Annotated in this window: 21 protein-coding genes; 4 read left to right on the top strand and 17 right to left on the bottom strand. The window is 71.8% G+C overall.

Annotation, left to right across the window (positions count from 1 at the left end; genetic code table 11):
* Window positions 1-87: 87 nt before the first annotated feature.
* From J4E96_RS17835 to J4E96_RS17845, 3 genes are read left to right on the top strand one after another with little or no spacing between them, the layout of a single operon-like run.
* Window positions 88-930, top strand: a complete 843-nt coding sequence (locus tag J4E96_RS17835) for an ABC transporter substrate-binding protein (RefSeq protein ID WP_227423377.1) — start codon at window positions 88-90, stop codon at window positions 928-930.
* A complete protein-coding gene (locus J4E96_RS17840) occupies window positions 927-1,805 on the top strand; it encodes an amino acid ABC transporter permease (RefSeq protein WP_227423378.1) in 879 nt (292 codons plus the stop codon). Before J4E96_RS17835 ends, J4E96_RS17840 begins: the two co-directional genes overlap by 4 nt.
* Window positions 1,802-2,557, top strand: coding sequence for an amino acid ABC transporter ATP-binding protein (locus J4E96_RS17845; RefSeq protein ID WP_227423379.1), 756 nt, complete (start codon window positions 1,802-1,804; stop codon window positions 2,555-2,557). The genes J4E96_RS17840 and J4E96_RS17845 overlap by 4 nt, the downstream gene beginning before the upstream one ends.
* Window positions 2,558-2,672: 115 nt before the next feature.
* On the opposite strand, the gene J4E96_RS17850 is transcribed toward J4E96_RS17845, so the two are convergent.
* Entirely contained in the window at window positions 2,673-4,073 is a 1,401-nt protein-coding gene (locus tag J4E96_RS17850) for an FAD-dependent oxidoreductase (protein WP_227423380.1), read from the bottom strand.
* 171 nt (window positions 4,074-4,244) lie between these two features.
* Here J4E96_RS17850 and rarD point away from each other — a divergent pair, with 171 nt between their 5' ends.
* Window positions 4,245-5,216, top strand: coding sequence for an EamA family transporter RarD (rarD, locus tag J4E96_RS17855; RefSeq protein WP_227425820.1), 972 nt, complete (start codon window positions 4,245-4,247; stop codon window positions 5,214-5,216).
* Between the two features lie 24 nt (window positions 5,217-5,240).
* On the opposite strand, the gene J4E96_RS17860 is transcribed toward rarD, so the two are convergent.
* From J4E96_RS17860 to J4E96_RS17935, 16 genes are read right to left on the bottom strand one after another with little or no spacing between them, the layout of a single operon-like run.
* A complete protein-coding gene (locus J4E96_RS17860; protein WP_227425821.1) occupies window positions 5,241-6,224 on the bottom strand; it encodes a polyprenyl synthetase family protein in 984 nt (327 codons plus the stop codon).
* A 20-nt stretch (window positions 6,225-6,244) separates the two neighbouring features.
* Complete coding sequence (gene nuoN / locus J4E96_RS17865) at window positions 6,245-7,849, bottom strand: NADH-quinone oxidoreductase subunit NuoN (protein WP_227423381.1); 1,605 nt, start codon at window positions 7,847-7,849, stop codon at window positions 6,245-6,247.
* Window positions 7,846-9,432 (bottom strand): NADH-quinone oxidoreductase subunit M, encoded by a 1,587-nt coding sequence (locus tag J4E96_RS17870; protein ID WP_227423382.1) that lies wholly within the window; start codon window positions 9,430-9,432, stop codon window positions 7,846-7,848. Before J4E96_RS17870 ends, nuoN begins: the two co-directional genes overlap by 4 nt.
* An 11-nt stretch (window positions 9,433-9,443) precedes the next feature.
* On the bottom strand, window positions 9,444-11,396 hold the full coding sequence (nuoL, locus tag J4E96_RS17875) for an NADH-quinone oxidoreductase subunit L (RefSeq protein WP_227425822.1): 1,953 nt from the start codon (window positions 11,394-11,396) through the stop codon (window positions 9,444-9,446).
* A 46-nt stretch (window positions 11,397-11,442) separates the two neighbouring features.
* Window positions 11,443-11,742, bottom strand: a complete 300-nt coding sequence (nuoK, locus tag J4E96_RS17880; RefSeq protein ID WP_227423383.1) for an NADH-quinone oxidoreductase subunit NuoK — start codon at window positions 11,740-11,742, stop codon at window positions 11,443-11,445.
* Complete coding sequence (locus tag J4E96_RS17885) at window positions 11,739-12,593, bottom strand: NADH-quinone oxidoreductase subunit J (protein WP_227423384.1); 855 nt, start codon at window positions 12,591-12,593, stop codon at window positions 11,739-11,741. The genes nuoK and J4E96_RS17885 overlap by 4 nt, the downstream gene beginning before the upstream one ends.
* The gene (gene nuoI, locus J4E96_RS17890) at window positions 12,590-13,318 is read right to left on the bottom strand and encodes an NADH-quinone oxidoreductase subunit NuoI (RefSeq protein WP_406620045.1); all 729 of its coding nucleotides are present in this window, start codon (window positions 13,316-13,318) and stop codon (window positions 12,590-12,592) included. Before nuoI ends, J4E96_RS17885 begins: the two co-directional genes overlap by 4 nt.
* Window positions 13,311-14,660 (bottom strand): NADH-quinone oxidoreductase subunit NuoH, encoded by a 1,350-nt coding sequence (gene nuoH, locus J4E96_RS17895; protein ID WP_227423385.1) that lies wholly within the window; start codon window positions 14,658-14,660, stop codon window positions 13,311-13,313. Before nuoH ends, nuoI begins: the two co-directional genes overlap by 8 nt.
* Complete coding sequence (locus J4E96_RS17900) at window positions 14,657-17,296, bottom strand: NADH-quinone oxidoreductase subunit G (protein ID WP_227423386.1); 2,640 nt, start codon at window positions 17,294-17,296, stop codon at window positions 14,657-14,659. Before J4E96_RS17900 ends, nuoH begins: the two co-directional genes overlap by 4 nt.
* The gene (gene nuoF / locus J4E96_RS17905) at window positions 17,293-18,663 is read right to left on the bottom strand and encodes an NADH-quinone oxidoreductase subunit NuoF (protein ID WP_227423387.1); all 1,371 of its coding nucleotides are present in this window, start codon (window positions 18,661-18,663) and stop codon (window positions 17,293-17,295) included. Before nuoF ends, J4E96_RS17900 begins: the two co-directional genes overlap by 4 nt.
* Window positions 18,663-19,493 (bottom strand): NADH-quinone oxidoreductase subunit NuoE, encoded by an 831-nt coding sequence (gene nuoE, locus J4E96_RS17910; RefSeq protein WP_227423388.1) that lies wholly within the window; start codon window positions 19,491-19,493, stop codon window positions 18,663-18,665. The genes nuoF and nuoE overlap by 1 nt, the downstream gene beginning before the upstream one ends.
* Window positions 19,493-20,875, bottom strand: a complete 1,383-nt coding sequence (locus J4E96_RS17915) for an NADH-quinone oxidoreductase subunit D (RefSeq protein ID WP_406620048.1) — start codon at window positions 20,873-20,875, stop codon at window positions 19,493-19,495. The genes nuoE and J4E96_RS17915 overlap by 1 nt, the downstream gene beginning before the upstream one ends.
* Window positions 20,875-21,600, bottom strand: a complete 726-nt coding sequence (locus tag J4E96_RS17920; protein WP_227425825.1) for an NADH-quinone oxidoreductase subunit C — start codon at window positions 21,598-21,600, stop codon at window positions 20,875-20,877. Before J4E96_RS17920 ends, J4E96_RS17915 begins: the two co-directional genes overlap by 1 nt.
* A 53-nt stretch (window positions 21,601-21,653) precedes the next feature.
* A complete protein-coding gene (locus J4E96_RS17925; RefSeq protein ID WP_227423389.1) occupies window positions 21,654-22,205 on the bottom strand; it encodes a NuoB/complex I 20 kDa subunit family protein in 552 nt (183 codons plus the stop codon).
* A 47-nt stretch (window positions 22,206-22,252) separates the two neighbouring features.
* Window positions 22,253-22,615: an NADH-quinone oxidoreductase subunit A gene (locus J4E96_RS17930; RefSeq protein WP_227423390.1), complete on the bottom strand. Its 363-nt coding sequence runs from the start codon at window positions 22,613-22,615 to the stop codon at window positions 22,253-22,255.
* 52 nt (window positions 22,616-22,667) lie between these two features.
* Window positions 22,668-23,954: a geranylgeranyl reductase family protein gene (locus tag J4E96_RS17935; RefSeq protein ID WP_227423391.1), complete on the bottom strand. Its 1,287-nt coding sequence runs from the start codon at window positions 23,952-23,954 to the stop codon at window positions 22,668-22,670.
* Between the last annotated feature and the right edge of the window lie 82 nt (window positions 23,955-24,036).

The raw sequence follows: 24,036 nt of genomic DNA on the forward strand, positions 1-24,036 counted from the left end.
GCGCACGCGCCGAGCCGTTCCCCTATCCTGCCCTGGACGTCGCGCTTTCACGCACGTCAGACCCGCCATCGATCGACCGGAGCTCCGATGAACCGCACCCGCGTACTTGCCTTGGCCGCCGCGAGCGCCCTGGCGCTCGCGGCGTGCGCCCCCGTCGACGACGGCGCCGAACCGGCCGCGAGCGCGAGCGACGGCGCGCTGGCGACGCTCGCCGACGGACGCCTCACGATCGGCACCTCGGATCCGGCCTTCGAACCGTGGATCGTCGACAACGACCCCACCAGCGGCGAGGGCTTCGAGTCCGCGGTCGCCTACGCCGTCGCGGACCAGCTCGGCTTCGCCGCGGGCGACGTCGACTGGGTCACCGTCACGTTCGACCAGATCATCGCCCCAGGCGCGAAGACCTTCGACGTCGCGATCAACCAGGTCTCCATCAGCGACGAGCGCAAGCAGAACCTCGACTTCTCCTCCAGCTACTACGACACGGCGCAGGCCGTCGTGACGCTCGAGGGCAGCCCCGTCGCGGGCGCGACGACGCTCGCCGAGCTCCAGGGCGCACGCATCGGCGCGATGGTCGGCACGACGAGCCTGCAGATCGCCGAGGACGTGATCGCCCCCACGACCGCGGTCTCACCGTTCAACGACAACGACCAGGTCAAGCAGGCCCTCGCGGCGGGGCTCGTGGACGCGATCGTCGTCGACCTGCCGACGGCGCTGTACATCACTGCGGCCGAGCTCGACGGGGGCGTTCTGGTCGGGCAGCTGCCCGCGGGCGACAACCCCGACCAGTTCGGCCTCGTGCTGGACAAGGGCAGCGACCTCACCGCGCCCGTGACCGAGGCGGTCGACGCGCTGCGGGCCGACGGCACGCTCGCGGCGCTCGAGGCGCAGTGGCTCACCGACGCCGCGGGTGCGCCGGTCCTCGAGTGAGCGGCCCCGGCCCGGCCGCCTGGGCGCCGTCGGCGACGCAGCGTGACCGGATCGACTTTCGGCGCCACCAGGCCCGCCGCTCGGGGCTGGTCGCCGCCGCGAGCACCGTCGCCGTCACCGCGGTGGCGGTCCTCGCGCTGACCAGCTCGCCGGGCTGGCCCCGCGTCCGGCAGTCGTTCTTTGACCCGGACGTCGCGCTCGCGTCGCTGCCCGCGATCGCGCAGGGCCTCTGGCTGAACGTCCGGGTGATGGTGGGCTGCGCCGTCGTCATCGTCGTCGTCGCCTTGGCGCTCGCCGTCGCCCGCACACTGCGCGGGCCGGTGTTCTTCCCGCTGCGTGCCTTCGCGACCGGGTACATCGACATCTTCCGGGGGCTGCCCCTGATCCTCGTGCTGCTGCTGGTGGGCTTTGGGCTGCCGGGCCTGCGGCTGCAGGGCATCCCGGCGTCGGCGGTCCTCCTGGGCAGCCTCGCGCTCGTGCTGACCTACTCCGCGTACGTCGCCGAGGTGTTCCGCGCCGGCATCGAGTCGGTGCACCCGTCCCAGGTCGCCGCGGCGCGGTCGCTCGGGCTCACCCGCGCGCAGACGATGCGGACCGTCGTGCTGCCCCAGGCCGTGCGCCGCGTCGTGCCCGCGCTGCTCAACGACCTCGTCGCGCTCTCGAAGGACTCCGGCCTCATCTCCATCCTCGGCGCGATCGACGCCGTTCGCGCCGCCCAGATCGAGACGTCGCAGTACGCGAACTTCACGCCGTACGTCGTCGCGGGGGTGCTCTTCGTGGCCCTGACCATCCCGCTCACGCGCGCGACCGACGCGATCGCGCGCCGCAGCGGCTGGAGCCGCTCACAGGGCGGCCTCGCGGGGGGTGCGCTGTGAGCGCCGCGGCGCCGCTGCTGCGGCTACGCGGCGTGCGCAAGGCGTTCGGGGCGTCCCTCGTGCTCGACGACGTCGACCTGGACGTCGCGGAGCACAGCGTCGTCGTGCTCATCGGCTCGTCGGGGTCGGGCAAGTCGACCCTGCTGCGCTGCGCGAACCTGCTCGAGGTCGTCGACGACGGCGTGATCGAGCTCGCCGGCCGGGACATCACCGATCCGCGGGTCGACGCGAACGCCGTCCGCGCCCAGATCGGGATGGTGTTCCAGTCGTTCAACCTGTTCCCGCACCTGCGGGTCCTGGACAACGTGACCCTCGCCCCGCGGCTCGTGCACGGCGTGCCGCGCGCGCAGGCCCGCGACCGGGCGATGGCGATGCTCGAGCGCGTCGGGCTCGCGGGCAAGGCGCGGGCGTTTCCGGACGAGCTCTCCGGCGGTCAGCAGCAGCGCGTCGCGATCGCGCGCGCGCTCGCGTGCGGCCCGCGCCTGATGCTGCTCGACGAGGTGACCAGCGCGCTCGACCCCGAGCTCGTGGGCGAGGTGCTCGACCTGCTGGGCGAGCTCAAGAACGACGGGCTCACGATGGTCGTGGCGACCCACGAGATGGGCTTCGCGCGCACCGTCGCCGACGAGGTCTGCTTCCTGCACAACGGCCGCGTGCACGAGCGGGGCACGCCCGGGCAGGTGCTCGGCGCTCCGGAGCAGCCCCGGACGCAGGAGTTCCTGCGCCGCATCACGGAAGCCGGCCGGCTCTAGCGGCGCTGGGGCGCCGAGTTCGTCAGTTCGCGCCGAGGTAGTCCCTGCTTAAGGACTACCTCGGCGCGAAAGGACTACCTCGGCCCAAATGGACTACCTCACCCGCTCGCCCGCGTCAGCCGCGCTCGGCGGGCGCCGTTCGCTGCTCGCCGCGGGCGATCGCGGTCATCTCCTCGCGGGGGACGACCTTGATCCGCTCGCGGCCCACGGCGGCGCCGAGCGCGATCTCGTGCGCCTCCAGCAGCTCCCAGCCCCTCCACTCCACGACCGGCACGGCGCGGGCCGCGAGGAACGCGAGCACGGCGTCGGGGTCGGGCTCGGCGGCGGTGCGCAGCTCGTCGGCGTCGGCGCGGACGTCCTCGGCGAGGTTGCGGATCGTCTCGCTCGCGTCCGACTTCGTGCTGCCGATCAGGCCGATCGGGCCGCGTTTGATCCAGCCGGTCGCGTAGACGCCCGGCACCTGGTCGCCGTCGACGTCGATGACCCGGCCGCCGTTGTTCGGGATGACGCCCTTGAGGTCGTCGAACGGGATGTCGACGAGCGGCGAGCCGAAGTAGCCGACCGCGCGGTAGACGGCCTGCACGGGCCAGTCGTGGAACTCGCCCGTGCCGCTGACGGTGCCGTCGCCGTTGAGCGCGGTGCGCTCGGTGCGCAGGCCCACCACGTGCCCGTCGGCGCCGAGGACCTCGGCGGGGCGGTGCAGGAAGTGCAGGTGGATCCGGCGCGACGCGGTCTGGTCGGCCGGGTCCTTCAGGGTCCAGTCCGTGAGGGTCTTGACGACCTGCTTGGTCTGGTTCGAGGAGTGGATCGCGGCCATCGAGCCGTCGTCGAAGTCGAAGTCCTCGGGGTACACGATGACGTCGACGTCCGGGACGTGGCCCATCTCGCGCAGCTCGAGCGAGGAGAACTTGACCTGGGCCGGGCCGCGGCGGGCGAAGATGTGCACGTCGGTGACGGGCGACGCCGCGAGCAGCTCGTAGACGTTCGCGGGGATCTCGGTCGGGAGCAGGTCGTCCGCATGCTTGGCCAGGATCCGGGCGACGTCGAGGGCCACGTTCCCGGCGCCGAGCACGGCGACCTCGCGGGCGGCGAGCGGCCACGTGCGCGGCACGTCGGGGTGCCCGTCGTACCAGGACACGAAGTCCGCGGCGCCGTAGGACTCGGGCAGGTCGATCCCCGGGATCGCGAGCGACGCGTCGCGGATCGAGCCGGTCGAGAAGATCACCGCGTCGTAGAACTGGCGCAGATCCTCGAGCTTGAGGTCGACGCCGTAGTCCACGTTCGCGAGCAGCCGGATGTCGCCGCGCTCGAGCACCTTGTGCAGCGCGACGATGATCTGCTTGATCCGGGGGTGATCGGGGGCGACGCCGTAGCGGACGAGCCCGAACGGGGCGGGCAGGCGCTCGAGCAGGTCGATGCTCACGTCGAGATCCGTCTTGGACAGGATGTCGGCGGCATAGATGCCGGCCGGACCGGCGCCGACGACGGCGACGCGCAGGGATCGGTTGCTGCTCACGGGACGGTGGTGCCTTCCGTTTCGGGGAGCCTCGCTGGCGGCGCGCATGCCAACGGCCGAGCGGGCGCTGGGCCTCGGAGGAAGTGTACGGCGAGTGCGCCCGCGGTCACCGGAGCGTGATCATCAGGTGGACGTCCGCGCGGGGGGCGTTAAGTTCTGCGGGTGACGCACTTGCCCTCCCCCGAACCCGCTGCCGCGCCGGCCGCCACCTCCGTTGCCGCCCCGGCCGCCGCACCGAGCCGGGCCGGCCTCGCGCTCGGCGCGGGCGCGTACCTGCTGTGGGGCGTGCTGCCGCTCTACTTCCCCCTGCTCGCGCCCGCGGGCGCCGTCGAGATCATCGGCCACCGCGTCGTCTGGTCGCTCGGCTTCTGTCTCCTGCTGCTGACCGTGACGCGCGGGTGGTCCCCGTTCCGGGCCGTGTTCGCGAACCGGCGCACGCTCGGGCTGCTCGGGCTCGCGGCCGCGCTCGTCGCGGTGAACTGGACCGTGTACGTCTACGGCGTGCTCAGCGACCAGGTGGTCGACACCGCGCTCGGGTACTTCATCAACCCGCTCGTGACGGTGCTGCTCGCGGTCTTCGTCCTCGGCGAGCGGCTGCGCGCGACGCAGTGGGTCGCGCTCGGGTTCGGCGCCGCCGCCGTCCTCGTCATCACCGTCGGGTACGGGCGGCTGCCGTGGATCGCGCTCACCCTGGCGTTCAGCTTCGGGACATACGGCCTGATCAAGAACCGCGTCGGGCGCACGGTGACCGCCGTCGCGGGTCTCGCGGTCGAGACCACACTGCTGTTCCCGCTCGCGCTCGGGTACCTGCTCTGGCTCGGCGCGACCGGCGCCGGCACCTTCGGGGCGCACGGCACGTGGCACCTCGTCGCGCTGGTCTCGACGGGAGTCGTGACCGCGACGCCGCTGCTGATGTTCAGCTCGGCCGCGCGCCGGCTGCCGCTCTCGGTCGTCGGGATGCTGCAGTACATCGCCCCGACCATGCAGTTCCTGCTCGGCATCCTGGTGTTCGGCGAGCACATGCCTGTCGCGCGCTGGTGGGGCTTCGCGCTCGTGTGGGTCGCGCTGGTCATCCTCACGGTCGACGGCGTCCGCACGGGCCGGGCGAGCACCCTCGCCCGCAGGGCGCACGCCCCCGCCTAACCGCCGAGCCACCGTGCGGGGGCTTCAGGTCGCGCGATCGACCAGCGCGTCGGTGAAGGACAGCAGCGCGTCCTTGACGACCCCGGCCGGGACCGGCTCGAGCTCGGCGACGGCCGCCTTCGCCCACGTCACGGCAAGCGCCCGCGTCTCGGCGACGACGGCGTGGCCGCGCAGGCCGAGCACGGCCTCGTCGAGGTCGATGTCGGCCGACAGGTCGGAGTCGAGCAGCTCGACGAGCTCGCGGTCGGCGGCCAGCGCGTCCGGCCGCGCCGCACGCGCGCGCAGCAGCAGCACGGGCATCGTCGCGACCTGCTCGCGCAGGTCGGTCCCCGGCGTCTTGCCGGTCATCGCGCCGCTCGCGGACAGGTCGATCACGTCGTCGGCCAGCTGGAACGCGACGCCGACCTTCTCGCCGTACTCCGTGACCTGCTTGACCACGTTCGGCGGGCAGCCCGCGAACATCGCGCCGAACCGGGCCGACGTCGCGATGAGCGACCCGGTCTTGTCCGCCAGCACGCGCAGGTAGTGCTCGACGGCGTCCTCGCCGCCCTGCGGCCCGATCGTCTCGTGCAGCTGGCCCAGGCAGAGCCGCTCGAACGCGCGGGCCTGGATCCGCACGGCCTCCGGGCCGAGCCCGGCGACGGTGGACGACGCGCGCGCGAACAGCAGGTCGCCGGTGAGGATCGCGACCGAGTTGCCCCATACCTCGTGCGCCGCGGGCGCGCCGCGGCGCAGCGGCGCGGAGTCCATGACGTCGTCGTGGTACAGCGTCGCGAGGTGGGTGAGCTCGACCACGACCGCGGCGTCCAGCACCTCGGGGCGCTGCCCGTCGCCGAGCTGCGCCGCGAGCAGCGTCAGCATGGGGCGCAGCCGCTTGCCGCCCGCGTTGACCAGGTGCCGCGATGCGGTGTCGGCGAACGCGTCGGGCTGCGCGACGGCGTCGCGCAGCCGCTCCTCCACCAGCGCGAGGCGCTGGGTGAGCAGCTCCGCCAGCGCGGGGTCGGCCATCTGGAGCGCCGTGGTCGAGCTCACGGGATAAACCTGGCTGCCTGGCTCATGAGGTCAAGGGTCCCAGACGGGAAGACCCCGAGCACCAGCGTCGCCGCCGCCGCGACCGCGATGGCCACCGCGGTAAAGCCTTCGGACCGCACCACGGTCACGACGGCGGCGCCGTGCTCGCCCGGGTCCGACGCGTCCGTGAAGAACATCAGCACGATGATCCGCACGTAGAAGAACAGGGAGACGGCCGACGCGACGACGCCGACCACGGCCAGCGCTGTCGCCCCGCCCGCGACCGCGGCCGAGAAGGCGGTGAACTTCGCGATGAAGCCCGCCGTCAGCGGGATCCCCGCGAAGGAGAGCAGGAACAGCGCGAACGCCGCGGCGAGCCACGGGCTGCGCTTGCCGAGCCCGGCCCACTGCGACAGGTGCGTGGCCTCGCCGAGCACCTCGCCGTCGGGGCCGACCTCGCGCACGAGGGTGATGACGGCGAACGCGCCGATCGTCGCGAGGCTGTACGCGATCAGGTAGAACATGACCGCCGTGATGCCGCTCTGGTCCAGCGCGACGACCCCGGTGAGGATGAAGCCGGTGTGCGCGATCGCCGAGTACGCGAGGATCCGCTTGACGTCCGTCTGCACGAGCGCGACGACCGAGCCGACGGCCATCGTGATGATGACGATGGCCCAGAGCGCCGGGAGCAGGTCCCAGCGCAGCGCGGGCACGATGACGTACACGACGCGCAGCAGCGCGCCGAACGCGGCCGCCTTGGTGCACGCGGCCATGAAGCCGGTGATGGGCGTCGGGGCGCCTTGGTACACATCGGGGGTCCAGGAGTGGAACGGAACGGCGCCGATCTTGAACAGCAGCCCGACCAGCACCATGGCGATGCCCGCGAGGAGCAGCCCGTCCATGCCGAGGGTCGTGGTGGTGGCCGCCGCGATCGCGTCGAGCCGGACCGAGCCCGCAAACCCGTACAGGAGCGCGACGCCGAACAGGAAGATCGCCGAGGCGAACGCGCCCAGCAGGAAGTACTTCATCGCGGCTTCCTGCGACAGGAGCCGACGGCGGCGCGCGAGCCCGGAGAGCAGGTACAGCGGGAGGGAGAGCACCTCGAGCGCGACGAACATCGTCAGCAGGTCGCCCGCGGCGGGGAAGATCATCATGCCGCCGGCCGCGAACAGGATGAGCGGGTAGACCTCGGTCTGCACCAGGCCGAGCCGGCGCGTCTGCTCCTCGTAGTCCGACCCGGGCACGGCGGACGCGGCGGGCGCGAACGCGTCCTCGCGGGTCTCCGTGCGGTCGGCGACCACGAGCAGCGCGAGCAGCGTCATGGCGGCGACGATGCCCTGGATGATGAGCCCGGGCCCGTCGATCAGCACGGAGCCGCCGAGCACCACGGTGCCGCCGGAGTCCCGCACGCCGGACCACAGGGCCGCGACCGCGACGACCGCGCCAGCGGTGGCCGCCAGCGCGAGCGCGAGCTGGACCGCGCGGCGGGCCGTGCGGGGCACGAAGGCCTCGACCAGCACGCCGACGACCCCCGCGCCGAGCACGATGAGGATCGGGCTCAGGTGAGCCCAGTCGATCTGGGGTGCGGTGAAGCTCCCGGTCAACGCGACGACCCCGGTCACTTCGTGCTCCCCTCGACGGCGCCCAGATCGGCACCCACTCCACGTCCGGCTGACTGGTCGATCCCGGCGGCCGCGGCCGCCGGCACGTCGTCGACCCCGACGAGCTCGAGCGTGACGCTCGCGGGCTCGCGCACGAGGTCGAGCGCCGGCGCCGGGTAGAACCCGAAGACCAGCAGCAGGGCGATGAGCGGGCCGACGACCCACAGCTCGCGCGCCGACAGGTCGCGGGTGTCCGCGAGCTCATCCTGGACCGGTCCGGTGAAGATGCGCTGGTAGGTGAGCAGGATGTAGATCGCGGCGAGGACGACGCCGAAGACGGCGACGATCGCGGCAGGCTGGGACCGGGCGAAGGTCCCGATCAGCACGAGGAACTCGCTCACGAACGTCGACAGGCCCGGCAGCGACAGGGCCGAGAGCCCGGCGACCAGGAAGGTCCCCGCGAGCACGGGGACGACCTTCTGCAGCCCGCCGAAGTCGGCGATGCGCTGGCTGCCGCGCCGCTGGACGAGGAAGCCGGCGAGCAGGAACAGCGCACCGGTCGAGAGCCCGTGGTTGACCATGTAGAACGACGAGCCCTGCACGCTCACCGAGGTGAACGCGAAGATGCCGAGCACGATGAAGCCGAAGTGCGACACCGACGTGTACGCGATCATCCGCATCAGGTCCTGCTGTCCGATGGCCAGCAGCGCGCCGTAGAGGATCGAGATCAGGGCGAGCACGATGACGACCGGCGCGGCCCAGCGGGAGGCCGCGGGGAACAGCGGCAGGCAGAGCGTGAGCATCCCGAACGTGCCGACCTTGTCGAGCACGCCCACGAGCAGGGTGGACGTCCCCGCCGGGGCCGTCTCCGCGACGTCGGGCAGCCAGGTGTGCACGGGCCACATCGGCGCCTTGATCGCGAACGCGAAGAAGAACGCGACGAAGAGCAGGCGCTCGGTGGTCACGGGCAGCTCGATGCCGGTCAGGCGGGCGGTGAGGAAGCCGTCGGCCCCGCCGGGACCGTGCTGGTAGAGCACGATCACCGCGACGAGCATGACGAGCCCGCCGACCAGGGAGAAGATCAGGAACTTCACCGCGGCGTACCGGCGCTGCAGGCCCCCGAACGCCCCGATGAGGAAGTACACCGGGATCAGCATGGCCTCGAACAGCAGGTAGAAGAAGAACACGTCGCGCGCGGCGAACACCGCGACCATGAACGTCTCGACGACGAGGATGAGCGCGACGTAGTGCCGCAGCTTCTCGAAGTCCGTGCCCTGCTCGCGCCAGGCCGCGAGCAGCACCAGCGGGGTCAGGACGACCGAGAGCAGCACGAGGAGCAGGCCGACGCCGTCGACGCCGACGGCGTAGCTCACGCCGAGCGCGGGGATCCAGCTGTGCACCTCGGAGAACTGGTGGGTGGCGGCGGCGGCGGTGTCGAACGTCGCCGCGAGCCCGACGGCGAGCAGCAGCTCGAGCAGGGCGAACCCGAGGGCGACGTGGCGCACCCACCGGCGGGCCGAGGACGGCAGCGACCAGACCGCGGCAGCGCCGACGAGCGGCACCACGATCAGCGTGGTGAGCCAGGGAAATCCAGCGGACAGCATGTGAATGACCCTCAGATCCGAGTGGCCAGGACGACGCCGACGAGGATGACCACGCCGATCATCATCGTGGCTGCGTAGGAGCGGACGTATCCGGTCTGCAGACGACGCGTGGCGTCGCCGAGCCGAACCATGACGAGACCGATCCCGCCGACCGCGCCGTCGATGACCTGGCGGTCACCGAAGACGAGCGAACGGGTCAGGTACTGCCCGGGCTGCACGAGCAGCCCGTCGTTCACCTCGTCCTGGTAGAGGTCCTTGCGGGCGGCGCGGGTGAGCACCGAGCCCGCCGGAACCTCGACGGGAACGGTCGCGGCGCCGTACTGGCGCCACGCGAGCACGGTCCCGGCCGCGACGAGCGCCAGCGTCAGGGCCATGATCAGCCACACCGGCAGGACCGGCTCGCCGTGCTCGACGTGCCCGGTGACGGGCTCGAGCCAGCTCGTGAACGCGCCGCCGATGCTCAGCAGGGCGCCGAGCGCGACGGAGCCGACGGCGAGCACGATCATGGGCACGGTCATCAGTCGGGGCGACTCGTGCGGGTGCTGCACCGGGGCATCGGCCAGGTCGGGGTTGGTGCCCGCCCCGTCGTTCCACCGCTTCGCGCCGAAGAAGGTCATGAAGAACAGGCGCGACATGTAGAACGCGGTGATGCCGGCGCCGACGAGCACGACCGTCCCGAACACCCAGGGCCGCCAGCCCTCGCCGACGAACGCGACCTCGATGATCTTGTCCTTGCTCCAGAAGCCCGAGAACGGCGGGACGCCCAGGATCGCGAGCCAGCCCGCGCCGAACGTGAGGTAGGTGACGAGCATGGACGAGCGCAGGCCACCGAACCGCCGCATGTCGACCTGGTCGCCCATGCCGTGCATCACGGAGCCGGCCCCGAGGAACATGCCGGCCTTGAAGAACCCGTGCAGCACCAGGTGGAAGATCGCGAACGCGTACCCGATCGGCCCGAGCCCGGCGGCCAGGATCATGTAGCCGATCTGGGACATCGTCGACGCGGCGAGCGTCTTCTTGATGTCGTCCTTCGCGCAGCCGATGATCGCGCCGACCAGCAGCGTGATGGCGCCGACGATGACGACGACGAGCTGCGCCGTCGGTGCCGCCTCGAACAGCGCGCCCGAGCGGACGATGAGGTAGACGCCGGCGGTGACCATCGTCGCCGCGTGGATCAGTGCCGAGACCGGCGTCGGGCCGGCCATCGCGTCGCCGAGCCAGGACTGCAGCGGGAACTGCGCCGACTTTCCGCACGCGGCGAGCAGGAGCATCAGTCCGATCGTCGTGAGTGCGCCCTGCCCCGCCGTGTCGACGCTCGCGAACACGGTGGTGAAGTCGAGCGCGCCGAAGTTCGCAAACATCACCATCATCGCGATGAGCAGCCCGAGGTCGCCGACGCGGTTGGCGAGGAACGCCTTCTTGGCCGCGACGGCGTTGGCCGTCTTGTGGTTCCAGAACCCGATGAGCAGGTACGACGCGAGGCCCACGCCCTCCCAGCCGAAGAACAGCAGCAGGTAGCTGTCGCCCAGCACGAGCACGAGCATCGCCGCGATGAACAGGTTGAGGTAGGCGAAGAACCGGCGCCGGGCGGGGTCGTGCTCCATGTACGCCACGGAGTAGACGTGGATGAGCGCCCCGACGAACGTCACCAGCAGCACGAACGTCAGCGACAGCGGGTCGATCCGCAGCCCGGCGTCGACGTCGAGCGCCCCGGCCGTGAGCCACGAGAACAGGTGCAGGTCGATGACCCGGTCGTGGGGGTCGCGCCCGAGCAACGCGACGAGCAGGCCCAGGCCGACGGCGAAGCTCGCGGTGGGCGCGAGGACGCCGAGCCAGTGGCCCCACGGGTCGGCGCGGCGGCCCGCGAGCAGGAGGATGGCGGCGCTCAGCAGCGGGATGGCGATGAGCAGCCATCCCAGCGAGAGGAAGCCCTCGGCGGGCGCGGCGGCCGTGAGGGAGGCCACCGCGGCCGGCAGATGGGTCGCGATCGAGGAGGTCACGTGCGACGCCTCAGCTCTTGAGCAGGTTGATGTCGTCGACCGAGGCCGAGCGGCGGGTACGGAAGATCTGGACGATGATCGCGAGGCCGATGACGACCTCGGCGGCGGCGACGACCATCACGAAGAAGGCCATCACCTGGCCGGAGAGGTCGCCGTGGATCCGCGCGAACGTCACCAGCATGAGGTTGGTCGCGTTCAGCATGAGCTCGACGCCCATGAACACGACGATCGCGTTGCGGCGCAGCAGGACCGTGGTGGCCCCGATGGCGAACAGGATCGAGGCGAGGACCAGGTAGTTGGTCAGGTTCATGGCGTGGCCTCCGTGCCGCGGGCGATCAGGGGCGGCTCGGTTGGTGGCGGGTTCGAGCCGTCGGGCTCGAGCTGGGCCGCGACCTGGTCGCTGCCCCGCTCCTGCCCGCGGATCCGCAGCACGCGCGAGACCGAGATCTCGATCGGCGCGCCCGTCGGGTCCAGGGCCGGGACGTCCATGGCGTTCGACCGGGCGTAGACGCCGGGGGCCGGGAGCGGGGTGAGGATGGCGCCGGCCGCGACGCGCGCCTCGGCGCGCTCCTTCTGGCCGATGTGGCGCGTGAGTCGCTGCCGGTGCGTCAGGACGAGCGCGCCGAGGGCCGCGGTCACGAGCAGGACGCCGACGACCTCGAACGCGAAGATGAAGTCGCCGAAGACCAGTCGGGCCACCCCGACGGGGTTGGTGTCGGCGTTGGCCGCGTCGAGTCCGACGGCGGCGGGGAAGGTCGCCTGCGTCACGACGCCGACGAGGAGCGCTCCGAGGCCGAGGCCGAACGCGATCCCGACCCAGCGCTGTCCGCGCAGGGTCTCGGTGAGCGAGTCGGACGAGTCGACTCCGACGAGCATCAGGACGAAGAGGAACAGCATCATGATCGCGCCGGTGTAGACCACGACCTGGGCGACCCCGAGGAACGGGGCGTCCTGCGCGACGTACAGGAACGCGAGCGAGATCATCACGGCGACGACGCCGAGCGCCGCGTAGATCGCCTTGCGGGAGAAGAGCAGCCCGAGCGCGGCCAGCACCATCAGCGGGGCGAGCACCCAGAACAGGGCGGCCTCGCCCGAGCTGGTGCGGCCCGCGTCCGTCAGGGCGCTCGCGACGCCCGCCAGGGCGGCGGTATCGGTGATCATCGGGTGCGACCTCGTTCAGCTGTCGTGGTCCGGCTTCCGGTCGACGCCGAGTCGGGCAGCGTCGGGTCGTCGGGGCGGTGCTGCCGGACCCAGTCGACCTGCTCGGGTTCCGGGCCGGTCACCTCGCCGCGGTAGTAGTCGGTGTCGGTCGTGCCGCCCACCATCGGGTGCGGGGCGGCGAGCATGCCGGCCTGCAGCGGCGCGAGCAGGTCGGCCTTCTCGAAGATCAGGCCGGCGCGGGTCGGGCCCGCGAGCTCGAACTCGTTGGTCATCGTCAGCGCGCGCGTCGGGCAGGCCTCGATGCAGAGCCCGCAGAAGATGCAGCGCAGGTAGTTGATCTGGTAGACGCGGCCGTACCGCTCCCCGGGGGAGAACTGCGCGTCGGCCGAGTTGTCGCCGCCCTCGACGTAGATCGCGTCGGCCGGGCAGGCCCAGGCGCACAGCTCGCAGCCGATGCACTTCTCGAGCCCGTCGGCGTACCGGTTGAGCTGGTGGCGCCCGTGGTAGCGCGGCTTCGTGGGCACACGCTCGTACGGGTACTGCTCCGTCACGGTCGGGCGGAACATCGAGGAGAGCGTCACCCCGAACCCGGCCACGGGCGCGAGGATCTCGCCGATGCCGGTCTTGGGCTCGATGAGCGGCTGGTAGCCGGTCTCGGCGGCGGGGCGTTCGACGGCCTGCCCGCCGTCGGCGCCCACGATCGCGCCGCTCGTGTCGTCAGCCACGGTCCACCTCCGTCGTCGGTTCGGTCAGGGTCAGGTCGGGCTTCGCGTCGCCGGGGCCGCCGGTGGCGACCGCCGCCACGACGCGCCCGCTGCGCGGGGACGGCGGGAGCTGCTGGCCGGGCATGGGCGGCACGGGGTACCCGCCCGCGAACGGGTCGAACGGCCCGGCCGGCGGGCCATCGACGGCCGCCTTCTTCTTCTCGGGGAACAGGAAGGACACGCCGACGACGACGAGCACCACGGCCGCCAGCGCGATGAGGATCGTGCGCAGGTCGACGTCCGTGAACTGGCGCACGCCCTGGATGACCGCGACGCACACGACCCAGCCGAGGGAGGCCGGGATGAGGACCTTCCAGCCGAACTTCATGAACTGGTCGTAGCGCAGCCGCAGCAGCGTGCCGCGGATCCAGACGAACATGAAGACGAACAGCCAGACCTTGGCGAGGAACCACAGCACCGGCCACCAGCCGGTGTTGAACATCCCGTCGTTGATCGCGGACAGCGGCCACGGGGCGCGCCAGCCGCCCATGAACAGCGTGGTCGCGACCGCGGAGACGTTGATGATGTTGATGTACTCGGCGAGGAAGAACCAGGCGAATTTCATCGAGGAGTACTCGGTCATGAAGCCGGACACGAGCTCACCCTCGGCCTCCGGGAGGTCGAACGGCAGCCGGTTCGTCTCGCCGACCATCGAGATCACGAAGATCACGAACGCCGGCAGCAGCGGCAGAGCCCACCACAGCCGGGTCTGCGAGTCGACGATCTGCGCGGTCGACATCGACCCCGCGAGGATGAACACGCTGACCAGCGACAGGCCCATTGCGAGCTCGTACGAGATGACCTGCGCGGTCGAGCGGACCGAGCCGAGCAGCGGGTAGGTCGAGCCGGAGGACCAGCCGCCGAGCACGATGCCGTAGACCCCGACGGAGGCGACGGCGAGGATGTACAGCACCCCGACCGGGATGTCGGTCAGCTGCAGCGGCGTCGTCAGCCCGAAGACGGTCACCGACGGCCCGAACGGGATCACCGCGAAGGTGAGGAACGCGCAGAACACGGAGATCATCGGCGCGATCAGGTAGACGACCTTGTCGGCCGCCTTGACGGTGAGGTCCTCCTTGAGCAGGAGCTTCATCGCGTCGGCGAGGGACTGCAGCAGGCCGAACGGGCCGTGCACGTTCGGGCCCGGCCGCTCCTGCATGCGGGCGACGACCTTGCGCTCGAACCAGATCGCCATGAGGACGCTGACGAGCAGGAACACGAGGATCGCGACGGCCTTGACCAGGTAGACCCAGCCGTTGTCCTGGCTGAAGTCCGCGAGCGTGTCCGTCGTACCGGCGATCATGGCGTCACCCCGTCGTTGTGGGCTGCGTCCGGGGCGAGGATCGCGACGGTCGCGCTGTCAGGTGCCGGGGCCAGCTGCACGACGGCGCCGGCGTCGGCCGCCAGCGCCGACCGCACGGCGCAGTCCGGCGCGTTGGTCGGCAGCCACACCACGAAGTCGGGCATCGCGGTCACGGCCACGGCGGCGGTGACCGACCCGGCCGCGGTGCTCACGAGCACCCGGCCGCCGTCGACCAGGCCCGCGCCCGCCGCGGTCGCGGCGGAGACCCGCGCGACCGTGCGCCGCGCCGTGCCGGCCAGGAACGGCTCGCCGGTCTGCAGCCGGCCGGCGTCCAGCATGAGGTGCCAGCTCGCGAGCACGGCCTCGTTCGGGCCGACGACGGGGGGCTCGGCGGCCGCGACGGCGGGGGCCTCGACCCGGGCGCCGTCCCAAGACCCGAGCTGGTCGATCTCGGCGTGCAGCGCGGCGAGCGAGCGCACCCCGAGGGTGACGCCCATCGCGTCGGCGAGGGCGTCCAGCGCGCGGTGGTCCGCCATGGCGGTCGACGCGAGGGCCTGCGGGAAGGGCCGCGGGCGGCCCTCCCAGTTGAGGAAGGTGCCCGGCTTCTCGGTCGGGGGCGCGACGGGGAGCACGACGTCGGCGTGAGCGGTCACGGCGGAGGCGCGCACCTCGAGGGACACGACGAAGCCGGCCTTCTCGATCGCGCGCAGCGCCTTGGCGGGGTTCGGCAGGTCCGCGAGCTCGACGCCGCCGACGACCAGCGCCGACAGCTTGCCCTTGCGCGCGGCGCGCAGGATCTCTGCGCTCGCGCGGCCGGGCTCGGCGGGCAGGCTCGGCACGTCCCAGACGGCGGCGACGTCGACGCGCGCGGCGGCGTCGGCGACCGGCCGACCGCCGGGGAGCAGCGTCGGCAGCGTGCCCATCTCGACCCCGCCCCGCTCACCCGCGCGGCGGGGGATCCAGGCCAGGCGCGCGCCCGTGCGGCGGGCCAGGCGCAGCAGCGCCGAGAACCCGCCGGGCACGGTCGCGAGGCGCTCGCCCACCAGGATGAGCGCGCCCGCGTCGCCGAGGGCGTGCGAGGCGGACCGCAGGGGCCCGTCGTCGGCGCGCGCGTTGATGGCGTCGAGCACCTCGGTCTCGGTGCCGGGCGCGGCGGGCACGAGGGTCCCGTGCATCCGCTCGAGGCCCGGGGACGCCAGCGGCGCGATCGAGAAGACGGTGGTGCGGCCTGCGAGCGCGCCCTTGCGCAGCCGCAGGAACGTCACGCCGGCCTCCTCCTCGGCCTCGAGGGCCACCAGGAGCACGGCGGGCGACGCCTCGAGGTCGGCGAACGTGACGGCGTCGGCCGCGCCGACGGTGCGACCCGCGACCGCGTGCGCGAGGAAGGCCTCCTCCTCGGCGGAGTGCGGGCGGGCCCGCTGGTCGATGTCGTTCGTGCCGAGCACGACGCGCGCGAACTTGGCGTACGCGTACGAGTCCTCGATCGTCAGGCGGCCGCCGGGCAGGACGCCGACGCCGTGCCCGCCGCCCGCGACGGTCGCGGCCGCGAGGCCGGCCGCCGCGACGTCGAGCGCCTCGGCCCAGCTTGCCGAGCGGAGCTCGCCGGTCTCCTCGTCGCGCACGAGCGGGGTGGTGATGCGGTCGGGCGCGGACTGCCACGCGAACGCGAAGCGGTCCTTGTCGGTGATCCACTCCTCGTTCACGGCGGGGTCGTCGCCGGCCATCCGGCGCAGCACGACGCCGCGGCGGTGGTCGATCCGGATCGCGGAGCCGGCCGAGTCGTGCTCGCCGACGCCAGGGGTCGAGACGAGGTCGAACGGGCGCGACCGGAACCGGTAGGAGGCGTTGGTCAGCGCGCCGACCGGGCAGATCTGGATCGTGTTGCCTGAGAAGTACGACGCGAACGGGCGGCCGGACTCGTCGAGCGCGGCGGGGCCGGTCGGGGCGTCCGGGCCGCCGGCGGCACCGGGGGCGGCGAAGCCGAGCACCTCGGGCTCGAAGCGCCCGATCTGCTGGATCGCGCCGCGGTTCTGCAGGTCGATGAACGGGTCGCCCGCGATCTGCTGCTGGAAGCGCGTGCAACGCTGGCAGAGCACGCAGCGCTCGCGGTCGAGCAGAATTTCGGTCGAGATCGAGATCGGCTTCGGGAAGGTCCGCTTGACGTCGACGAAGCGGGTCGTCGCGCGGCCGTTGCTCATCGCCTGGTTCTGCAGGGGGCACTCGCCTCCCTTGTCGCAGACGGGGCAGTCGAGCGGGTGGTTGATGAGCAGCAGCTCCATCACGCCGTGCTGCGCCTTGTCGGCCATGGCCGAGCTGCGCTGGGTCTTGACGACCATGCCGGGCGTCGCCTCGAGCGTGCAGGACGCCTGCGGCTTGGGCATCGGGCGCAGGTTGCCCTCGCGGTCGGGGGTGGCGACCTCGACGAGACACTGCCGACAGGCGCCGGCGGGCTCGAGCAGGGGGTGGTCGCAGAACCGCGGGATCTGGATGCCCACCTGCTCGGCGGCCCGGATCACGAGCGTGCCCTTGGGCACCGCGACCTCGAGCTCGTCGATGTGGAAGGTCACCAGGTCCGCCGGCGGCGGGGTCGCCGGCATCGTCGTGACAGCGCCGGTATTCGGCGTCGTGATGGTCATAGCACCGTTCCTGCCATGCGGCCGGCGAGCCGGACCGCGTCGTGCGAGGAGTCACGCGGGGGGTAGGGGAAGAGCGCCGACGCCGCCGGGTCCAGCGGGCAGGCGCCCGAGGTGATGTGCGCCTCGAACTCCGCGCGGAAGTACTGCAGCCCCGAGGTCACCGGCGAGGTCGCGCCGTCGCCGAGCGCGCAGAACGCGCGCCCGAGGATGTTCTCGCAGGTGTCCAGCAGCACGTCGAGGTCGTCCATCGTGCCCGTGCCCGCCTCGATGCGGCGCAGCACCTGCTTGAGCCAGTAGGTGCCCTCGCGGCACGGGGTGCACTTGCCGCAGGACTCGTGCGCGTAGAACTCCATCCAGCGCGTGATCGCGCGGACGACGCAGGTCGTCTCGTCGAAGATCTGCAGCGCGCGCGTGCCGAGCATCGACCCGGCCGTGGCGACGGACTCGTAGTCCAGCGGGATGTCGAGGTGCTCGGCGGTGAACAGCGGGGTCGAGGAGCCGCCGGGGGTCCAGAACTTCAGCTCGTGGCCCTCGCGGACCCCGCCGGCCAGGTCGAGCAGCTCGCGCAGCGTGATGCCGAGCGGCGCCTCGTACTGCCCGGGCCGCGTCACGTGCCCCGAGAGCGAGAACAGCCCGTGGCCGCTCGAGCGCTCGGTGCCCATCGACCGGAACCAGTCGACGCCGCCGCGCACGATGCCGGGCACCGACGCGATCGACTCGACGTTGTTGACGACGGTGGGGCGGGCGTACAGCCCCGCGACGGCGGGGAACGGGGGCTTGAGTCGCGGCTGGCCGCGCAGGCCCTCGAGCGAGTCGAGCAGCGCCGTCTCCTCCCCGCAGATGTAGGCGCCCGCGCCGGCGTGCACCGTGATCTCGAGGTCGTACCCGGTGCCCATGATGTCGGTGCCGAGGTAGCCGGCCGCGCGGGCCTCCTCGACGGCGCGCAGCAGGCGCCGGTACACGTGCAGCACCTCGCCGCGCACGTAGATGAACGCGTGGTGGCACCCGATCGCGTAGGACGTGATGATCGCGCCCTCGATCAGGTACTGCGGGGTCGCGAGCATGAGCGGGATGTCCTTGCACGTCCCGGGCTCGGACTCGTCCGCGTTGATGACGAGGTAGCGGGGGCCGCCGTCGGGCTTGGGCAGGAAGCTCCACTTGAGCCCGGTCGGGAAGCCTGCGCCGCCGCGGCCGCGCAGGCCGGAGTCCTTGACCGCGGCGAGCACCGTGGCGGGCTCCTGCGTGAGCGCGCGGCGCAGGCCGTCGTAGCCGCCGCCGGCCTCGTACGTCTCGAGGGTCCAGGACCGGTCGGCGTCCCACTGCGCACTGAGGACGGGCGCAAGGGTCGAAGCAGGCGGGGTGGCCATCAGGACTCCTTCGAGGTGGAGGTCTGGGTCGTCGCGGACGCGTCGGCGGGCGTCGTGACGGGCCGCTCGGCGCTCGACTGCTCGCCTCCGGTGACGGGCGTGGCGCCCGCCGCGGTCGCGGTGGCAGCGGGCGCGGTGGTAACAGGCGCGGCGTCGTCGGCGGGGAAGGCCGGCGCGGCCCACCCGCGCTCCTTGGCGAGCACCGTGCCGCGCTGCGTGGCGACGCCGGCCCCGATCCCCTCGTCGGCGCGACCGTCGGAGAACCCGGCGAGCACGCGCGACATCTGCTTGAACGTGCACACGCTGTCCGCACCGCGGGTCGGCGCGACCGGCTCGCCGGCGCGCAGCTGGTCGACCGTGGCCCGCGCGGAGTCGGGCGTCTGGTTGTCGAAGAACTCCCAGTTCACCATCACCACGGGCGCGTAGTCGCACGCCGCGTTGCACTCGATGCGCTCGAGCGTGACCTTGCCGTCGTCGGTCGTCTCGTCGTGCCCGACGCCGAGGTGCTCGGACAGGCCGTCCCAGATGGCGTCGCCGCCCATCACCGCGCACAGCGTGTTGGTGCAGACCCCGACGGTGTACTCACCGTTGGGGTGCCGCTTGTACTGCGTGTAGAACGTCGCGACGGCCGAGACCTCGGCCGTCGTCAGGCCCAGCTCGTCGGCGCAGAACGCGATGCCCGTCGGGCTCACGTAGCCGTCTTCCGCCTGCATCAGGTGCAGCAGCGGCAGCAGGGCCGAGCGCGGCTGTGGGTAGCGCGCCACGATCTCGCGGGCCTCGGCCCGCAGCCGGGTCACCTGCTCCGCGTCGAATCCGTTGTCATGCGTCATCAGCGGTCCACCCCTCCGAGCACCGGGTCAAGCGAGGCCACCGAGACGACGACGTCGGCGATCTGGCCGCCCTCGCACATCATCGACACCGCCTGCAGGTTGTTGAACGACGGGTCCCGGAAGTGGGCCCGGTAGGGCCGGGTGCCGCCGTCGGAGACCAGGTGCACGCCGAGCTCCCCGCGGGGGGCCTCGACGCTCTGGAACACCTGCCCGGCGGGCACGCGGAAGCCCTCGGTGACGAGCTTGAAGTGGTGGATCAGGGCCTCCATGGAGGTGCCCATGATCTCCTTGATGTGATCGAGCGAGTTGCCCATGCCGTCCGAGCCGATCGCGAGCTGCGCCGGCCAGGCGATCTTCTTGTCGGCGACCATGACGGGGCCGGGGCCGATCAGCTGGAGCCGGTCGAGCGCCTGCTCGACGATGTGCATCGACTGGTAGCACTCCTCCAGGCGCAGGCGGATGCGGCTGAACGCGTCGCCCTCCGTCGCCGTCGGGATGTCGAAGTCGTACGTCTCGTACCCGCAGTACGGCTCCGACTTGCGGACGTCGTAGGGCAGGCCCGCCGAGCGCAGCACGGGGCCGGTCACGCCGAGCGCCATGCACGCGGTCAGGCTGAGGTTGCCGACGCCGACGGCGCGCGCCTTGAGGATCGGGTTGGCGAGCATCAGGTCCTGCAGCTGGCTCAGCGAGTGCTTGATGCCGACGATGGCCTCGCGGACGTTGTCGAGCGCGCCCGGCGGGATGTCCTGGGACACGCCGCCCGGGCGGATGTACGCGTGGTTCATGCGCAGCCCGGTGACGAGCTCGAAGATCCGCAGGACCTGCTCGCGGCCGGTGAACCCCGAGGTCATGATCGTCGTCGCGCCGAGCTCGTTGCCCGCGGTCGCCAGGCACACGAGGTGGGAGGAGATGCGGTTGAGCTCCATCATGAGCACGCGGATGACGGTCGCGCGCTCGGGCACGTCGTCCGTGATCCCGAGCAGCTTCTCGACCGCCAGGCAGTACGCGGTCTCCTGGAACAGCGGGGCCACGTAGTCCATGCGCGTGCAGTAGGTCACGCCCTGGGTCCAGGTACGGAACTCCATGTTCTTCTCGATGCCGGTGTGCAGGTAGCCGATGCCGGCCCGCGCCTCGGTGACGGTCTCGCCGTCGATCTCGAGCATGAGCCGCAGCACGCCGTGGGTGGACGGGTGCTGGGGTCCCATGTTGACGACGATCCGCTCCTCGCCGAGGCGAGCGGCCTCCTCGGCGATGTCGGACCAGTCGCCGCCGGACGCCTCGAACATGGGGGCGTCACCGACGGTGGAGTCGACGATGTGGGCGGTCGCGTGCGGGGTCGCGCCTGTCGGCGCGCCGCCGCGGGGTGCCTTCGATGCAGCCATCAGTTGTACGACCTCCGCTGGTCCGGCGGTGGGATGGTGGCGCCCTTGTACTCCACCGGGATCCCGCCGAGGGGATAGTCCTTGCGCTGGGGGTGACCGGGCCAGTCGTCCGGCATCTCGATCCGGGCCAACGCGGGGTGGCCGTCGAACACGATCCCGAAGAAGTCCCAGGTCTCGCGCTCGTGCCAGTCGTTCGCCGGGTAGACCGAGACGGTCGAGGGCAGGTGCGGGTCGGCGTCGGACACGGCGACCTCGAGGCGCAGCCGGCGGCTGTGCGTGACCGAGGTGAGGTGGTAGACGGCGTGCAGCTCGCGGCCGGTCTCGTGCGGGTAGTGCACGCCCGAGACGCCGAGGCTTAGCTCGAACCGCAGGTCCTGGTCGTCGCGGAGCGCCTGGCAGACCTCGACGAGGTGGGCGGCGGTGACGAAGATCGTGAGCTCGCCACGATCGACGACGATCTTCTCGACCGCCTCGGCGAACGGCGTGCCGTCGGCCTCGAGCACCTCGGCGAGGATGTCGACGCACCGGTCGAACCAGCCGCCATAGGGCCGCTCGCTCGGGCCGGGCAGGACGATCTCCCGCACCAGGCCGCCGTACCCGGACGTGTCGCCGGGGCCGTCCGCGCCGAACATCCCGGTCCGGACGTCGACGACGTCGATCGGCTCGCGGCTCTCGCGCGCGGGGACGGCCGGGGCGTGCTGCTGCTGGGCGAGCTCGCTGCTCACGTGCGTGAGGGAGTCCTTCTCGACGGGTGAGGCGTCGAGGCGCTTGTCGTCGCTCACCGCAGGAGCCCCGTCTGGTGCGAGGTCGGCGTCGCGGCGAGCGCCGCGGCCTCGGCCGCGCGGGTCGCCTCGGCGCGGTTGACGCCGAGGGGCTCGTGCTGGATCTGGTCGTGCAGCGCGAGGATCGCGTTGATGAGCATCTCGGGCCGCGGCGGGCAGCCCGGCAGGTAGATGTCGACGGGCACGACGTGGTCGACGCCCTGCACGATCGCGTAGTTGTTGAACATGCCGCCCGACGACGCGCACACGCCCATCGACAGGACCCACTTGGGCTCGGCCATCTGGTCGTAGACCTGGCGCAGCGCGGGGGCCATCTTCTGGCTCACGCGGCCGGCGACGATCATGAGGTCGGCCTGGCGCGGCGAGGCGCGGAAGACCTCCATACCGAAGCGAGAGATGTCGTAGCGGGAGGCGCCCGTGGCCATCATCTCGATGGCGCAACACGCGAGCCCGAACGTGACCGGCCAGAGCGAGCCCTTGCGGAAGTAGCCCGCGAGGTTCTCGACCGTGGTCAGCAAGAAACCTGACGGTGCCTCTTCGATGCCCATCTACGCCTGCTCTCGAGCTGCTGTGGTCCGTGCGGTCGGTGCGATCGTCATTCCCATTCGAAGCCGCCCCGGCGCCACTCGTAGATGAACGGCACCGTGATCAGGGCGAGGAAGCCGAGCATCGCGATGAGCCCGAACATCGCGAGCTCCGTGAAGTTCACGGCCCACGGGTAGAGGAAGACGACCTCGATGTCGAAGATGATGAACGTCATGGCGACGAGGTAGTACTTGACCGGGAACCGGCCGCCACCGATCGCCAGCGGCGTCGGGTCGATCCCGCACTCGTAGGCGTCGAGCTTGGCGCGGTTGTAGCGCTTCGGGCCGATGATGGCGCTTGCGCCGACACCGCCGAGGGCGAGTACCGCCGCGACCGCCATCATCACCAGGATGGGGACGTAGGGATTGGTCATCGGGAGCCTCTCCTACAGGGACCGGCGGCGCAGCCGGCGGGGATGGTCGTGCTCATGCGGCGGGTGCCAGTCTGCTCAGGCCGGCGATGACCCGGTCCACCATGTCGCCGCCGTGCGGCTCGTAGCAGTCCGAGAGCAGCTTCAGCGTGAATCGCATGATCAGCGGCCGGGGCAAACCGTACCGTGTGCAGATCCGCATCACGTGCGGGTGCTCGATGATCTTCACGAAGTAGCGGCCGAGCGTGTAGTACCCGCCCAGGTCCGCACGGATCAGCCGCGGGTAGGTCTCGAGCGCGCGCTCGCGCGCGGCGTCGCTGGTCCGCGCGCGCGCCTGCACGATCGCGTCGGCGGCCGTCCGGCCGGCCTGCATCGCGTAGGCGATGCCCTCGCCGTTGAACGGGCTGACCATGCCGCCGGAGTCGCCCACGAGCATCAGCCCGCGCGTGTACAGCGGCGTGCGGTTGAAGCCCATCGGCAGCGCGGCGCCGCGCAGCGGGCCGACCTGGTTCTCGGGCGTGAACTCCCACTCGGCCGGGGCGTTCGCCATCCACTTCGCGAACAGGTCCTTGTAGTCGACCTTCGTCGCCGCGGCGGTCGAGCTCACGCTGCCGAGTCCGACGTTCGCGGTGCCGTCGCCGAGCGCGAAGATCCAGCCGTACCCCGGCATGAGGTTCGACTTGTGCGGCTCGCCGTCCCACAGCTCGAGGTGGCTCTCCATCATCGTGTCGTCCTGGCGCGGCGTCGTGAAGTACGTCCGCACGGCTACGCCCATCGGCCGGTCCAGCCGCTTCTCGAGGCCGAGCGCGAGGCCGAGGCGGGCGGACACGCCGTCGGCCGCGATGACGACCGGGGCGCGATAGGTGACCTCGTCGCCCGCGCGACGGCCGGCGTCGTCGACGGGACGAGCGGTGACGCCGACGACGCGGCCTGTGCGCTCGTCGAGCAGCGGGCCGGTGACGTTGGTCCGCTCGATCAGCTTCGCGCCGGCGGTGACGGCGTGCTGGGCGAGCGCGTGGTCGAGGCTCATGCGGGTGCGGGCGAGGCCGAAGGACGGGTAGCTCGACAGCTCGGGCCAGGGCAGCTCGATGCGGTGGCCGCCGCCGACGACGCGCAGGCCGGTGTTGCGGATCCAGCCGTCCTCGGGCTTGAGCGACATGCCCATCGCGACCAGCTCGCGCGTCGCGCGCGGGGTCAGGCCGTCGCCGCAGATCTTGTCCCGGGGGAAGGCCGCCTTCTCCAGCAGGAGGACGGTCAGGCCGGCGGCGGCGCAGTAGTAGGCGGCCGACGAGCCGGCCGGACCGGCCCCGACGATGATGACGTCCGCGTCATCGGTCTGCATCTGACTCACCTCGTCGCCTCGCTCTATCCCTCTGGGTGAAGCTCTTTGTGAAGATGTTCACGCACTCCAGCGCCCCACTGTA

Source organism: Pengzhenrongella sicca (assembly GCF_017569225.1).
GTDB lineage: Bacteria > Actinomycetota > Actinomycetes > Actinomycetales > Cellulomonadaceae > Pengzhenrongella > Pengzhenrongella sicca.